The organism is Dyella sp. KRB-257 (genome assembly GCF_049445995.1).
Taxonomy (GTDB): Bacteria; Pseudomonadota; Gammaproteobacteria; order Xanthomonadales; family Rhodanobacteraceae; genus Dyella_A.
The window spans coordinates 24,609-38,078 of the sequence record NZ_JBMSDZ010000025.1 but is presented as its reverse complement, the minus strand read 5'-3'; the positions used below and the strand labels follow the sequence as shown (position 1 = coordinate 38,078).

Here is a 13,470-nt window from a genome sequence, read left to right as displayed (position 1 = left end):
CGCCCGCCGCCTGATGGCGCACCACGACCGTTCGTCATGGGCACCGGTGGCTTGGGTTTGGCTGGTCGAGGCGCGTATCCTTGCTACCAGACTCGCAAGCTGATTATTTTGTCGACACCCTCTGAGGCGATACCTCAGGCGGTGCGATCCAGCCACACCTCCAGCCCCTGCGCGTTGAGCGTGATGTCCATGCCCAGCACCAGGCTCTCCAGCGCCTCGCGGCCCTGCAGCCAGCCGTGCGCCTCGGCGCGGCCGGCATAGAGATCGGCCAGCGAGGCCTTGAGCACTTCGTGCCGGTTCGGTTTGCCGTTCGCCTCGCGCGCCAGCGCCACCATGGCGTCGATCTGTGCGTGCAGGTCCGCGGCCAGGCGTTCCACCTGTTCCACGCGACCGTAGTGGGTGAGGTACATCGCTTCGGGCTTCATCGAGAGCAAGCGATCGATCGAGTCGTGCAGCGCCTCGGGATCGAACTGCACCGGCGAGGTGGTGGGGATGATGAACGGGCCGTTGTCGGTATCCAGCTCGCGGTAGGACAGTCCGAACGTGTCGCCGGTGAAGCACACGTTGGCCTTTTCGTCGTAGATCGCGATGTGGTGCTTCGCGTGGCCCGGCGTGTCGATGCACAACAGCGGCCGTCCGGCCAGATGCACGATGTGGCCGTCCGGTGCCTCCACCACGCGCTCGGCGGGAATCGGCCGCAGCCGTCCGTAGGTCTCGTCCATCACCGCTTCGCCGTATACCGCGCTGGCGCCGGCCCACAGCTGCGAGGGATCGATCATGTGCCGCGCGCCGCGCGGGTGCACCACCAGCTTCGCGTCCGGCAGTTGCGCGATCAGTTCGCCCGCGCCGCCGGCGTGATCCAGGTGCACGTGGGTGAGGATCAGCCAGTCCACGTGCTCCGGTGTGAGCCCGGCCGCATCCAGCGCCGCCATCATCCGCGGCACGGCGTAATTGGTGCCGCAGTCGATGAAGGCCGCGCGCCCGCCGTCCACCACGAGGTAGGCGGCGTCGAACTGCTGCCGCACGAAGCCGGTGTCGATGGTGTGGATGCCATGTTCGTTGCCCATGCGTACCTCCGCTCAAATCCGGCGTTCGAGGGTAGCAAGCCGGGGTGTGACGAGCAGTTGAACCTTGGTCGGGTATATCGCGCTTCTGGCGACCGCAAGATCGGCGCGACGGGATAGTGCTTGGCGTCGACATTCTGGAAACGATCACGCATTCCAGGCCAGCACGATCTTGCCGATGTGCTGCGAGCTTTCCATCAGCGCATGCGCCTGCGCCGCCTGAGCGGCCGGGAACACCTGATGGATCACCGGCCGGATCGCCCCGCGCTCGATCAGCGGCCAGACCACGGCGTGCAGCCGCCGGGCGATCGCCGCCTTGAACGCCACCGGGCGGTTGCGCAATGTGGAGCCGGTGATGGTGTGCCGCCGCCGCATCAGCGTGCCGGCGTTGAGCTGCATGTCAGCGCCGCCCAGCGTGGCGATGATCACCAGCCGGCCGCCTTCGGCCATCGCTTCCAGCTCGCGCGGCACGTAGCCGCCGGCCACCATGTCGAGCACCACGTCCACGCCGCGGCCGTCGGTGAGCCGCTTCACCTCGGCGACGAAATCCTGCGTGCGGTAGTTGATCGCGGTGGCACCCAGCGCTTTGCAGGCGCGGCACTTGTCGTCGCTGCCGGCGGTGGCGAACACCTGATGGCCCAGCGCGTGGGCGATCTGGATCGCGGTGACGCCGATGCCGCTGGAGCCGCCCTGCACCAGCAGCGTCTCGTCCGCACCGCCTTCGCCGTGGCCGAGCTGGCCGCGGTCGAACACGTTGCTCCACACGGTGAAATGGTTTTCCGGCAGCGAGGCCGCTTCGACCAGACCCAGCCCGTTCGGCACCGGCAGGCACTGGCCCAGCGGCGCCACCGCGTACTCGGCGTAGCCGCCGCCGGCAAGCAGGGCGCACACCGCGTCGCCGGCTTTGAGGCCGAACGGGTTGGTGCCCGCGAAGTCGCCGTCCACCAGCGTGCCGGCCACCTCCAGCCCCGGCAGGTCGGAGGCGCCGGGCGGCGGCGGATACTTGCCCTGGCGCTGGAACACGTCCGGCCGGTTCACCCCGGATGCCGCCACCTTGATCAGCACCTCGCCCGGCCCGGCGACCGGTCGCGGCCGCTCGCAGGGCACCAGGGCGTCGGGGCCGCCGGGCTGACGGATTTCGATGGCATGCATGGTCGTCATCGTGGCTGCCTCGCAGGTCTCGGAAAGCGGACATGATCGCCCATCGGCGGTCTCGCCGCGCCGGCACCGTGCCTTTCCATCACGCCGCTGCCCGGCAAGGAATGCCCCCGAACCGTTCGCACCGGCTACGCTCGACGCGAACGGTTCGGGGGATATTTCCCTTTCCCGTCAGGAAAAGGGGGGCGCGCAGCGATCGATGAGGGTGCGCTGAGCAGCGCGATGACTCGCTTTGCTGCGGACCCTCACCCCAACCCCTCCCGGCGGGGGAGGGATTTCTCATCCCGGTGTCACGAGACGCATCGCCTGATCCGGGTCAGGGTGCGCGGTCGGTGAACGCTCCAGAATGCGGGTGCACGGTATCGCCCGCGAGTGCGGTCGATCCGGCATCCCATTCACCCGAGGAGAGCGGTTGTGTCGAGCAAGTCGTACAAGCAGATCACCCACGATCTGAATCAGGCAATCGCCAGGATCCGCATCGAGGCGCCGGGCACCATGGCCGGGTTTTCGGCGATGTCCAAGAGCGCGATGGAAGCCGGCGCGCTGTCGGCGATCGACAAGGAACTGATGGCGCTGGCCATCGGCGTGGCCACGCACTGCGACGGCTGCATCGGTTTCCATACCAAGGCACTCGCGCGGCTGGGCGTGGAGCGCGCCAAGCTGATGGAGACGCTGGCGGTGGCGGTGTACATGGGCGGCGGGCCGTCGCTGATGTATGCGGCCGACGCCGTGCGCGCCTACGAGGAGTTCACGGCCGCGGGCTGAGCGGCCGCGGCTCCCGGGACGGCTCGGCGGAAGCGGCAGACACAAGCCAGCGGCGGGCGCGGGGACGGCGTCGATGGCACGGACGCGTGGGGGGTGCACGCGGGCAGCGCAGTGTCCCGCGCGGCAGGGTGGGTCGCAGGCGCGGTGGGCGATTCACGGCGTTGCGCGGGATGGGGGGCGGTTTTTCCTTCATTCACCCCGTGCACGGCACGGGCTACCGCTTCGGGCGGGTCGACTGACGCGCGTCCACGCAACCATGCAAAAGGCGCCGCATCGCTGCGGCGCCTTTTGCATGACACAACGGTGGGCGGATCAGAGCGCTTCGAAGATGCCCGCCGCGCCCATGCCGGTGCCGATGCACATGGTCACCATGCCGTACTTCTGCTTGCGTCGGCGCAGGCCGTGCAGCAGCGTGGCGATGCGGATCGCACCGGTGGCGCCCAGCGGGTGGCCGAGCGCGATGGCGCCGCCCAGCGGGTTGACCTTGGCCGGGTCCAGGCCCAGATCGCCCATCACCGCCAGCGCCTGCGCGGCGAAGGCTTCGTTGAGCTCGATCCAGTCGAGCTGATCCTGGCTGATGCCGGTCTGCCTGAGCGCCTTGGGGATCGCTTCCTTCGGGCCGATACCCATCACGTCCGGCTTCACGCCCGCCACCGAGAAGCCGACGAAGCGGGCCAGCGGGGTGAGGTTGTGTTCCTTGATCGCCTTCTCGCTGGCCAGCAGCACGGCGCCGGCGCCGTCGGACATCTGCGAGGAATTGCCGGCGGTGACGCTGCCGCCGAAACGGTCGTTGCGGAACACCGTGCGCAGCTTGGCCAGCACCTCCATGGTGGTGCCCGCGCGCGGACCCTCGTCGGTGTCGATGCTGCGGCTGTCGGTGACGATGCCGCCGGTGGAAAGGTCGGGGTAGTGGTCGTCGAGCTGGAGCGGCGAGATCTCCTCCTTGAACTCGCCGGCGGCGATCGCCGCCAGCGCGCGGCGGTGGCTCTCCACGGCAAATGCATCCTGCTGCTCGCGGCTGACCTTCCAGCGTTCGGCCACCTTCTCGGCGGTGATGCCCATGCCGAAGGCGATGGCGCGGTCCTCGTCGTTGGCGAAGATGGCCGGGTTCATCGCCACCTTGTGGCCCATCATCGGCACCATGCTCATGCTCTCGGTACCGCCGGCGAGCATCAGGTCGTCCTCGCCCAGACGGATGCGGTCGGCGGCCATCGCCACGGCCTGCAGGCCGGACGAGCAGAAGCGGTTGATCGTGACGCCGGGCACGGTGTCGGGCAGGCCGGCCAGCAGCACGCCGATGCGTGCCACGTTCATGCCCTGCTCGGCCTCGGGCATGGCGCAGCCGATGATGGCGTCGCCGATGCGGTGCGGATCGATGCCCGGCGCCTGCGCCATCACGGCGCGGATCACATGGGCGAGCATGTCGTCCGGACGGGTGTTGCGGAACACGCCGCGCGGCGCCTTGCCGACCGGGGTGCGGGTGGCGGCGACGATGTAGGCGTCTTGTACTTGCTTGGTCATGGTTGTTGCTCCGTTGCGTCGCGCATGCAGCAGCGACGGCTTTGGTTTTTTGTTCGTCATTCCGGCGAAAGCCGGAATCCAGAGCCTTCAGTCGCTGGATCCCGGCTTTCGCCGGGATGACGGGTGAGTGAGCTGCGATGCCTGTCAGTTGCGCAGCGGCTTGCCGGTGCTCATGGTGTGGGCGATGCGCGCCTGCGTCTTCTCGGTCTTGGCCAGCGCCACGAAGTGCTTGCGCTCCAGCGCCAGCAGCCAGGCCTCGTCGACCTGCGAGCCGCGCTCGATCGCACCGCCGCAGAGGCAGTCGGCGATGCGGCTGGCGATGTCAATATCGTGCGGCGAGGCGAAGTAGCCCTCCTGCAGGTTGGCCAGCGAGGCCTTGAAGGTGGCGGTGCCGACGTCGCCGGCCACCGGCACGGCGCGCGCCGGCAGCGGCGGGCGGTAGCCGGCCTCGGCCATGCCGAGCGCGACCTTCCTGGCGACGTAGAGCAGCTCGTAGGGGTTGAACACCACCACGTCGCTGTCGCGCAGCAGGCCCATCGCCTTCGCTTCCAGCGCGCTGGAGGAGACCTTGGCCATGGCGACGGTCTCGAACACCTTCTTCAGCTCCTCGAACGGGTCGGCCGGGTTGGCCTTGGCCGCGCGCACGGCCAGCTCGTGCAGGCCGCCGCCGGCCGGCAGCAGGCCCACGCCCGCCTCGACCAGACCGATGTAGCTTTCCAGCGCCGCGACCGTGCGCGCCGAGTGCATCTGGAACTCGCAGCCGCCGCCGAAGGCCATGCCGCGCACGGCCGACACCACAGGCACCAGCGAATACTTGATCGCCATGCTGGTGGCCTGGAAGTTGGCGACCATCTTCTCGAAGTCGTCGAACTTGCCCGCCTGCAGCAGGCCCAGCGCGCCCTTCAGGTCGGCTCCGGCGGAGAACGGCTCGCCGGCCTGCCAGATCACCATCGCCTTGAGCTTCTCCTCCGCCAGCCTGATCGCGTGCTGCACGCCGTCGAGCACGAAGTCGTTGACCGTGTTCATCTTGGTCTTGAACGACAGAATGCCGACGCCGTCGTCGCCCAGCGTCCACAGCCGCACGCCCTCGTTCTCCCATACCGTGGTGCCCTGGTCGAAGGTCTCGCCCAGGATCGGATCGGGGAACATCTGGCGCGCATAGACTGGGTGGGTCGAGCGCGGCTTGTACTGCCTGGCCCCGGCCGACCACGAGCCTTCCTTGCCGTGCACGCCGGCGCGGCCGTCGGTGACCCAGGCGGGCAGGGGCGCGCTGCTCATGGCCTTGCCGGCGGTGATGTCCTCGGCGATCCAGCCGGCGACCTGCTGCCAGCCGGCGGCCTGCCAGGTCTCGAACGGGCCGAGCTTCCAGCCGTAGCCCCAGCGGATCGCGAAGTCGACGTCGCGCGCGGTGTCGGCGATGTCGGCCAGGTGGTAGGCGGTGTAGTGGAACAGGTCGCGGAAGATCGCCCACAGGAACTGCGCCTGCGGGTCGCTCGATGCGCGCAGCTTGCTGAACTTCTCCGCCGGATCCTTGATGGCCAGGATCGCGGCGACCTCGTCGGAAGCCTTCTGCTCGGACGGGCGGTAGTCCTGCCTGGCCACGTCCAGTACCACGATGTCCTTGCCGGCCTTGCGGTAGAAGCCGGCGCCGGTCTTCTGCCCGAGTGCGCCCTTGTCGATCAGGCCCTTGAGCCACGCCGGCGCCTGGAAGTACTGGTGCCATGGATCGTCCGGCAGGGTGTCGGCCATGGTCTTGATCACGTGTGCCATGGTGTCCAGGCCGACCACGTCGGCGGTGCGGTAGGTGGCGCTCTTGGGGCGGCCCAGCGTCGGGCCGGTCAGCGCGTCCACCGTGTCGAAGCCGAGCCTGAACTGCTCGGTGTGATACATGGTGGACAGGATCGAGAACACGCCGATGCGGTTGCCGATGAAGTTCGGCGTGTCCTTGGCGATCACCACGCCCTTGCCCACGGTAGTGGTCAGGAACGCTTCCAGGCCATCGACCACGGCCGGGTCGGTGAGCCGGGTGGGGATCACTTCCACCAGATGCATGTAGCGCGGCGGATTGAAGAAGTGCATGCCGCAGAAGCGGTGGCGCATCTCCTCCGGCAGCGCCTCGGCCAGGCCGTTGATCGACAGGCCGGAGGTGTTGGAGGCGAGCACCGCGGTGGCGGAGACGTGCGGGGCGATTTTCCGGTACAGGTCGAGCTTCCAGTCCATCCGCTCGGCGATCGCCTCGATCACCAGGTCGACGTCTTTCAGGTGATCCAGGTGCTCGTCGTAGTTGGCCGGGATGATCGCCGCGGCGAGGTTCTTGTCGGCCAGCGGGGCAGGCGAGAGCTTCTTCAGGTTCTCGATCGCCTTGAGCGCGATGCCGCTCTTGGGGCCTTCCTTCGCAGGCAGGTCGAACAGCACGGTCTCGACGCCGGCGTTGGTGAGGTGGGCGGCGATCTGCGCGCCCATCACGCCGGCGCCCAGCACCGCGGCCTTGCGAATGCGCAGCGCGGATGAGGAGGTTGGTGCAGCAGTCATTGGCTTCTCCATAAGGTCGAACTCGAAGGATCGGACTCGGCAAGTAACATCAATAGACACGACAGGACCGCCGCAGCGGCCCGGTGAAAGGCATCAGGGGTGACTCAGGCCGGCGACGGCGAAGCGGATCAGGTGGGCGGCGGTCTGCTCGCGGTGCTGCTGCTCGCTGACGTTGTCCTTGCGCTGGATCATGCCGAAGCCGGACATCGCGTGAGTGAGGGCGCCGGTGACCAGATCGATGCGCCAGTACAGCTCGGCCTTCTCCAGCTGCGGCAGCAGGCGCGCGAACTCGGCGGTGAACTGGCGCATGACGTGCCCGTAGTTCTCGGACAGGAACTGGCGCAGGGTGTCGTCGTGCTCGGCAAAGGCCCGCGCCAGCACACGCATGAACAGCGAGCCGTTGTCCTCGTGCGACAGATCGAGCGCCGGCCGGATGTAGGCGGCCAGCACGTCCTCCAGCGTGGTGCCGGGTTGCCCGACCACCTTGCCCAGTTCGGCCAGGCGGTGTTGATTGAGCGCATCGAGTCTGCGCTTGAGCACCTGCTCGATCAGCTTTTCCTTGGAGCCGAAGTGGTAGTTCACCGCGGCCAGGTTGACGCCGGCCGAGGCCGTCAACTGACGCAGCGAAGCGCCGTCGAAGCCGCGCCGGGCGAACAGCGCCTCGGCGGCGGCGAGGATGCGTTCCTTGGTCGAGCTCGGATTGTTCAAGACAGAGGTCCACCGCCGGGGCAGGAATCAAACGATCGTTTGAGCATACGCGGGAGGCTTCCGGGCCGTCAAACGAACGTTTGCGGCGGAAGCGGCCCGGTTGCGATTGAGCTAGAATCTGTCAAACTTTCGTGAGCTAAATCCGCATTCCTTGTCGGAATTAGCCCCAATTCGCCGGTTTTGCCGGTCCGAACCTATTCCCATCCCGTATCCCGGAGCAGACCTGTATGGCGCTGGAGCGCACCCTTTCCATTATCAAGCCCGACGCCGTCGCCAAGAACGTGGTCGGCGAGATCTACGCCCGCTTCGAGAAGGCGGGCCTGAAGGTCATCGCTGCGAAGATGAAACACCTGTCGCGCAAGGAGGCCGAGGGCTTCTACGCCGTGCACAGGGAGCGCCCGTTCTTCAACGCGCTGGTCGAGTTCATGATCTCCGGCCCGGTGATGATCAGCGTGCTGCAGGGCGAGAACGCCGTGCTGGCGCATCGCGACCTGATGGGCGCGACCAATCCGAAGGAAGCCAAGCCGGGCACGATCCGCGCCGACTTCGCCGAGTCGATCGACGCCAACGCCGTGCACGGTTCCGATGCGACCGAGACCGCCAAGGCCGAGATCGCGTATTTCTTCGCCGAGACGGAAATCTTTCCGCGCTGAGGCATGCCGTGAGCCAGGTGGTGCAACTTCCTTCCGATCCGAACGCCGCTGGCGGCAAGGTCAATCTGCTCGACTTCGATCGCCGGGGCCTGCGTGACTTCTTCACGCAGATCGGTGAGAAGCCCTACCGCGCCGAGCAGGTAATGAAGTGGATCTACCACCACCTGGAAGACGACTTCGCCAAGATGACCGACGTGGGCAAGGCGCTGCGCGCCAAGCTCGAGGCCACGTGCTACGTCGGACCACCGAAGACCTTGTTCGACAAGGCCGCCGCCGACGGTACGCACAAGTGGCTGCTCGGCATGGATGGCGGCAACGCCATCGAGGCGGTGTACATCCCCGAGCCGACCCGCGGCACGCTGTGCGTGTCCTCCCAGGTCGGCTGCGGACTCAACTGCCAGTTCTGCTCCACCGCCACGCAGGGCTTCAACCGCAACCTGTCCACGGCCGAAGTCATCGGCCAGATGTGGGTGGCGGCCAAGTACCTCGGCAACATCACCCACCAGAATCGCCGCATCACCAACGTGGTGATGATGGGCATGGGTGAGCCGTTGCTGAACTTCGACAACGTGGCGAAGGCAATGAGCCTGATGCGCGACGACCTCGGCTTCGGCCTGGCGTCCAAGCGCGTGACGCTGTCCACCGCCGGCCTGGTGCCGATGATCGACAAGCTGTCCGAGACCATCGACGCCTCGCTGGCGGTGTCGCTGCATGCGGCCAACGACGAGCTGCGCACCGAACTGGTGCCGCTCAACAAGCGCTATCCGCTGGCCGAGCTCGAAGCGGCCTGCCAGCGCTGGCTCGCACGCAAGCCGCGCACCTCGATCACCTTCGAGTACACCCTGATGAAGGGCGTCAACGATCAACCCGAGCACGCCCGGCAGCTGGTCAGGTTCATGCGTCGCCTGCCCACGTGCAAGGTGAACCTGATACCGTTCAATCCGTTTCCTGGGACACGTTTTGAGCGCTCGGATGCCGATACGATCCGGGCTTTCCAGACGCAGTTGCTCAATGCAGGCATTCTCACGATGCTACGGCGCACCCGAGGCGACGACATCGATGCCGCCTGCGGTCAGCTGAAGGGGCAGGTGCTGGATCGAACGCGTCGTCAGGCTGAATTCCAAAAACGTCTGGATCAGGGGGCTGTCCATGCGGGTTGATCGTTGGGGTGGGGTGTTGCTGTGCGCACTGCTGGCCGGGTGCGTCAGTGCGGGCGGCAGTCGATCCGGCGGCATGGACGGCTCGGGGGATCAACTGCCGCGAACCAGCAAGGCGCAGCAGGCCAGGGATGCCGCCCGCATTCATACCGAGCTCGGGCAGCATTACCTTGAGAGCGGCGATCTTCAGACCGCGATGGAGAAGCTCACCAAGGCGCTGCAGTTCGACGACAGCTATGCGCCGGCGCACACCGTGATCGCCGTAATCTACGAGCGGATCAACGATCTGCCCAATGCCGAGCTGCATTATCGCCGCGCCGTGGCGCTCGAACCGAAGAAAGGCGGTCCGAACAACAACCTGGGTGCCTTTCTCTGCCGCAGCGGCAAGCCACGGGAGGCCGAGGCCTATTTTCGCAAGGCGGTAGCCGATCCCTTCTACAAGACCCCCGACGTGGCGCTCACCAATGCCGGCGTGTGCCAGCTCAAGAGCAACAACGCCGCGGCCGCGCAGGCCGATTTCCGCGAAGCGCTGAAGAAAAATCCCAACAACCCCGAAACGCTGTTCCAGCTGGCCACCCTGCTCTACCGGGAGGGCGATGCGTTTCGCGCACGCGCCTTCCTGCAGCGCTTCGACGCGCTCGGCCGGCCCTCGCCGGATGCCTACCGGCTCGGCTACCAGATTGAATCCCGCCTGGGTAACACGGACGCTGCCCAATCGTACCGTCAGCGGTTGCTCGCTCAATTTCCAGATTCGGACCAGGCCCGCACCCTCGATCAATCCGCCCGCCCATGACCCAGCAAACTTCTTTGCACGGACAGGATTCCCGCGAGCAGGAGCATCTCGCCGTCCCCGCACCGGTGGACTTGACGGTGTCGCCCGCACCACCGGCCACCGGGCCGAGTTTCGGTAGCCGCCTGCGCGCTGCGCGGGAGGCGCAAGGTCTCGATCTGGAAGGATGCGGCCATGCGCTGAAGCTACCGGCGCGGCTCCTGCGCCAGCTTGAAGGTGGGCACTACGACGGCATTGATTATCAGGTCTACCTGGCCAGCTACATCACCAAATACGGCCGCCACCTGGGTCTGGACGATGCGCTGATCCAGGCCGAGGTCTCGCGTATCCGCCGGCGGGAAGAACCACAGTTGGTGGCCACCGGCGGCATTTCGCACTCGCGCTATCTGCTGGAGCGCTATGCCACGGCGGCAACCTACCTGGTGCTGACCGCGGTGATCATCGTGCCGGTGGTGTGGCTGGGCGTGCGCGGCACGCTCGATCGCGACATCAGCCATTTTGCCCCGCTCGACGCCTCGCCGGTGGCACAACAGGAGTCGCCGGTCAACACATCGCTCGCCGCTTCCGCAAACCTCGCGTCGTCCAGGCCGGGCGCGCTCCATCCGGTGCCTTCGCACACTGACGACGACCAGCCGCTGCTTGCCTCCATGGTGCCCAACATGAGCATCGATCCAGTCAAGCCGGCAGCCGTGCCGGCGCCGATGATCGCAGTGGACGGCGGCATGGATGGCGGACACACCCTTAGCCTCTCGCTGGCGCAGGCCAGTTGGGTGGAAGTGATCGCGGCGGACGGTTCGCGACTGGAATACAGTCTGCTGCCGGCGGGTAGCCGGAAGACCTACCACAGCGATCAGGCCCTGGAGGTCCGCCTGGGCAATGCCAGCGGCGCCAAGGTCAGCATCGACGGCGAGGATCTGCCGCTGGATGCATATCGGCGCGCCAACGTGGCGCATTTCCGCCTTGACCTGCAGGACGGCAAGGTCGTCCCGCGTAGCGTCTGAGCCCATTTCCGGGCATCGTGCGCAGGGTCGTGCGGCTGCGCGCGCTGCCGTTCGGAGGCGGCTTTCGGTTATGCTTCCCTATTGACTGCGCACTTCGTGTGTCGCGGCTTTCCCGCAACGATCCCGGGGCCGGTTCCGTAGATGGAACGCTGGTCCCCCAACGGTGATGGCATGGCATTTGACGCATACGACGACTACGAACAAAGCGAACGCGTGCAGAAGTGGCTGCGCGAGAACGGCGTGTCCATCGTCGTGGGCATCGCGATCGGTCTGGTCGGCATCTTCGGCTGGCAGCAGTGGCGCAACCACCAGGCCAGCAACCGGGCGGCGGCGGCCCAGCTCTACCAGCAGTTGCAGTCGGCCGAGGCGGTGGGCAACGACGCCAGTGCGGACCAGCTGACCGATCGCCTGCAGGCCGAGTTCGGCAAGTCGACCTACGCGGTGTTCGCCGTCAGTGAACGCGCGCGACGCCAGGTCGAGGCCAAGGAGTTGGACAAGGCGCGCGCCTCGCTCGACTGGGCGCTTGCCCATGCCGAGGATCCTGCGTTGAAGTCGCTGATCCAGTTGCGCGTGGCGCAGGTGCAGTTCGCGCAGGGCAAGAGCGAGGACGCGCTGTCCACGCTGGGCCAGCTGACCGGCAACCAGTACAAGGGTCTGCGCGAGGAACTACGCGGCGACGTGCTGGTCAAGCTAGGCAGGGTCGACGACGCGCGCAAGGCGTATCAGTCGGCATTGTCGGCCATGAGCGGGGACGCACCTCAGCGGTCTTCCCTGCAGCTGAAAATCGATGATCTGGCTGCGGCCGGGAAGCAGGGTGCATGAAACCGGTTCTGAAGAAATGCGTATGGCTGATTGCCTTGTCGTCGCTGGCCCTCGTGGCCGGCTGCCATAACAAGAAAAAGGACAATATCGAACCGCCGACGCCGCTGGCCAAGGATTTCACGCCGACCGTCAAGGTGTCCGAGCTGTGGACCGCCCGCGTCGGCGACGGTGCCGGCGATTCGGGTGTGCGCATGCGGCCGGTGGTGGTGGCCGGTGTGCTGTATGCCGCCAGCACCGACGGCGAAGTCGCCGCGTTCGATGCGACCAGCGGCAAGACGATCTGGTCGAAGAAGTCGAGCACCCACGGCTGGTTCGGCTGGGGCGACAAGAAGCGCAAGGATGCTTTCTACGCGGGCGGTCCGGCGGTATCCGGTGACCTGCTGGCGGTCGGCACGCTCGACGGCCACGTCTACGGCATGAGCTCGAAGGATGGCTCGCCGCGCTGGCAGGCCAACCTCAAGTCCGAGGTGATCACCGCACCGGTGATCGTCGGCGACCTGGTGCTGGTTCGTACCCAGGACGGCCGCGTCTACGGCCTGGATCGCACCAGTGGCGATCGCCGCTGGGTCTACGACCAGGGCAACGTGCCGCTGCTGAGCGTGCGCGGCAACGGTCCGCTGCTGGCGGCGAACGGCGTGGTGTTCTTCGGCAGTGACGACGGCAGGCTCGTTGCGCTGCGCCAGGACACCGGGGACAAGCTTTGGGAGCAGCGCCTGGCCAGCGGCGAAGGGCGCACCGACATCGAACGCCTGAATGACGCCGATGGCGCCGTCGTGCTCGATGGCACCACGCTCTACAGCACGGCTTATCACGGCACGCTGGAGGCGATCGACGGCCCCAGCGGCCGCCCGCTGTGGAGTCGCGAGTTCTCCAGCTTCGGCTCGCCGGACGTGGCCGGCAACATGGTCTACGCGGTGAACGACGAATCGCAGGTGTGGGCGTTCGACAAGAGCGGCGGCGCCGACCAGTGGAAGAACGACGCGCTGAAGTACCGCTGGCTGACCAGCCCGGCGGTGCAGGGCAACTATGTCGTGGTGGGCGACATCGAAGGCTACGTGCACTGGCTGCAGGCCGGCGACGGCGCACTGGCCGCGCGTGAGCGCCTGTCCCGGAAAGCCATCCGCGCTCAGCCGGTGGTGATCGGCGACACCGTGTACGTCGAGGACATCAAGGGGCACATCGGCGCCTATCGTCTGTCGATGCGTTGATCGGTCCGGTCCGGCCTTGTCGTCGGACCGGACATTAGGAGCGTGGGAGGCATCAAGCGTCCCGGCGGGGTCTTGCCTTACACTGCCGCCT

12 protein-coding genes are annotated in these 13,470 nt (G+C 67.0%); 7 read left to right on the top strand and 5 right to left on the bottom strand.

Annotated features, from left to right (window positions below; all coding sequences use genetic code 11):
• Window positions 1–134: 134 nt before the first annotated feature.
• Together ACO2Q2_RS15225 and ACO2Q2_RS15220 are read right to left on the bottom strand one after the other, a co-directional pair.
• A complete protein-coding gene (locus ACO2Q2_RS15225) occupies window positions 135–1,067 on the bottom strand; it encodes an MBL fold metallo-hydrolase (protein ID WP_423256872.1) in 933 nt (310 codons plus the stop codon).
• Window positions 1,068–1,211: 144 nt separating this feature from the next.
• Complete coding sequence (locus tag ACO2Q2_RS15220; RefSeq protein ID WP_423256870.1) at window positions 1,212–2,216, bottom strand: NAD(P)H-quinone oxidoreductase; 1,005 nt, start codon at window positions 2,214–2,216, stop codon at window positions 1,212–1,214.
• Between the two features lie 420 nt (window positions 2,217–2,636).
• Between ACO2Q2_RS15220 and ACO2Q2_RS15215 the strand changes: the two genes are divergently transcribed.
• Window positions 2,637–2,987: a carboxymuconolactone decarboxylase family protein gene (locus tag ACO2Q2_RS15215; protein ID WP_423256868.1), complete on the top strand. Its 351-nt coding sequence runs from the start codon at window positions 2,637–2,639 to the stop codon at window positions 2,985–2,987.
• A 312-nt stretch (window positions 2,988–3,299) separates the two neighbouring features.
• Here ACO2Q2_RS15215 and ACO2Q2_RS15210 read toward each other — a convergent pair whose 3' ends face one another.
• From ACO2Q2_RS15210 to ACO2Q2_RS15200, 3 genes are all read right to left on the bottom strand, one after another.
• Window positions 3,300–4,508: an acetyl-CoA C-acyltransferase gene (locus ACO2Q2_RS15210; protein WP_423256866.1), complete on the bottom strand. Its 1,209-nt coding sequence runs from the start codon at window positions 4,506–4,508 to the stop codon at window positions 3,300–3,302.
• A gap of 144 nt (window positions 4,509–4,652) precedes the next feature.
• The gene (locus ACO2Q2_RS15205) at window positions 4,653–7,040 is read right to left on the bottom strand and encodes a 3-hydroxyacyl-CoA dehydrogenase/enoyl-CoA hydratase family protein (protein ID WP_423256864.1); all 2,388 of its coding nucleotides are present in this window, start codon (window positions 7,038–7,040) and stop codon (window positions 4,653–4,655) included.
• 93 nt (window positions 7,041–7,133) lie between these two features.
• Window positions 7,134–7,748 (bottom strand): TetR/AcrR family transcriptional regulator, encoded by a 615-nt coding sequence (locus ACO2Q2_RS15200; protein WP_423256862.1) that lies wholly within the window; start codon window positions 7,746–7,748, stop codon window positions 7,134–7,136.
• Window positions 7,749–7,975: 227 nt separating this feature from the next.
• On the opposite strand from ACO2Q2_RS15200, the gene ndk reads away from it, so the two are divergent.
• From ndk to bamB, 6 genes are all read left to right on the top strand, one after another.
• The gene (ndk, locus tag ACO2Q2_RS15195) at window positions 7,976–8,401 is read left to right on the top strand and encodes a nucleoside-diphosphate kinase (RefSeq protein ID WP_423256860.1); all 426 of its coding nucleotides are present in this window, start codon (window positions 7,976–7,978) and stop codon (window positions 8,399–8,401) included.
• An 8-nt stretch (window positions 8,402–8,409) separates the two neighbouring features.
• Complete coding sequence (gene rlmN, locus ACO2Q2_RS15190; protein ID WP_423256858.1) at window positions 8,410–9,561, top strand: 23S rRNA (adenine(2503)-C(2))-methyltransferase RlmN; 1,152 nt, start codon at window positions 8,410–8,412, stop codon at window positions 9,559–9,561.
• Entirely contained in the window at window positions 9,551–10,351 is an 801-nt protein-coding gene (pilW, locus tag ACO2Q2_RS15185) for a type IV pilus biogenesis/stability protein PilW (protein WP_423256856.1), read from the top strand. The genes rlmN and pilW overlap by 11 nt, the downstream gene beginning before the upstream one ends.
• Window positions 10,348–11,349 carry a helix-turn-helix domain-containing protein gene (locus ACO2Q2_RS15180; RefSeq protein ID WP_423256854.1) on the top strand — a complete coding sequence of 334 codons (1,002 nt, stop codon included), beginning with the start codon at window positions 10,348–10,350 and terminating at the stop codon, window positions 11,347–11,349. The genes pilW and ACO2Q2_RS15180 overlap by 4 nt, the downstream gene beginning before the upstream one ends.
• 171 nt (window positions 11,350–11,520) lie before the next feature.
• Complete coding sequence (locus tag ACO2Q2_RS15175) at window positions 11,521–12,171, top strand: YfgM family protein (protein ID WP_423256852.1); 651 nt, start codon at window positions 11,521–11,523, stop codon at window positions 12,169–12,171.
• The gene (gene bamB, locus ACO2Q2_RS15170) at window positions 12,168–13,379 is read left to right on the top strand and encodes an outer membrane protein assembly factor BamB (RefSeq protein WP_423256850.1); all 1,212 of its coding nucleotides are present in this window, start codon (window positions 12,168–12,170) and stop codon (window positions 13,377–13,379) included. The genes ACO2Q2_RS15175 and bamB overlap by 4 nt, the downstream gene beginning before the upstream one ends.
• Window positions 13,380–13,470 lie beyond the last annotated feature (91 nt).